1 protein-coding gene is annotated in these 645 nt (G+C 67.6%); it reads right to left on the bottom strand.

The genetic code is table 11. The features are described 5' to 3' along the window. Positions 1-645 (bottom strand): ATP-binding protein (locus IO33_RS53435; RefSeq protein WP_037687798.1); only part of this gene is annotated, 645 nt, incomplete at both ends.

The following is a 645-nucleotide window of genomic DNA, read 5'->3' as shown; positions in this document are numbered from 1 at the left end:
GTGATCGAGTCACCGGTGTGCACGCCCATCGGGTCGAAGTTCTCGATCGAGCAGACGACCACCACGTTGTCGTGCTTGTCGCGCATCAGCTCCAGCTCGTACTCCTTCCAGCCGAGGATCGACTCCTCCAGGAGCACCTCGGTGGTCGGGGAGAGCGTGAGGCCCTGACCGGTGGTCGGGGAGAGCGTGAGGCCCTGACCGGCGATGCGGCGCAGCTCCTCCTCGTCGTGTGCGAAGCCCGAGCCGGCGCCGCCCATGGTGAACGACGGGCGGACGACGACCGGGTAGCCGCCAAGGGTCTCGACGCCCTTGAGGACGTCGTCCATGGAGTGGCAGATCACCGAGCGGGCGGACTCGCCGTGCCCGATCTTCCTGCGGACCTCCTCGACCACGTCCTTGAACAGGTCGCGGTCCTCGCCCTTGTGGATCGCCTCGGGCTTGGCGCCGATCAGTTCGACGCCGTACTTGGTCAGGACACCGTTCTCGTGCAGGGAGATGGCGGTGTTCAGGGCCGTCTGGCCGCCCAGCGTGGGCAGCAGGGCGTCGGGGCGCTCCTTGGCGATGATCTTCTCGACGAACTCGGGCGTGATCGGCTCGACGTAGGTGGCGTCGGCGATCTCCGGGTCCGTCATGATCGTCGCCGGG

The sequence above is a fragment of the Streptomyces durhamensis genome (assembly GCF_000725475.1).
Lineage (GTDB): Bacteria > Actinomycetota > Actinomycetes > Streptomycetales > Streptomycetaceae > Streptomyces > Streptomyces filipinensis.
Note: the sequence above shows the minus strand (reverse complement) of the source record. Positions and strands in the feature narration are given on the sequence as shown.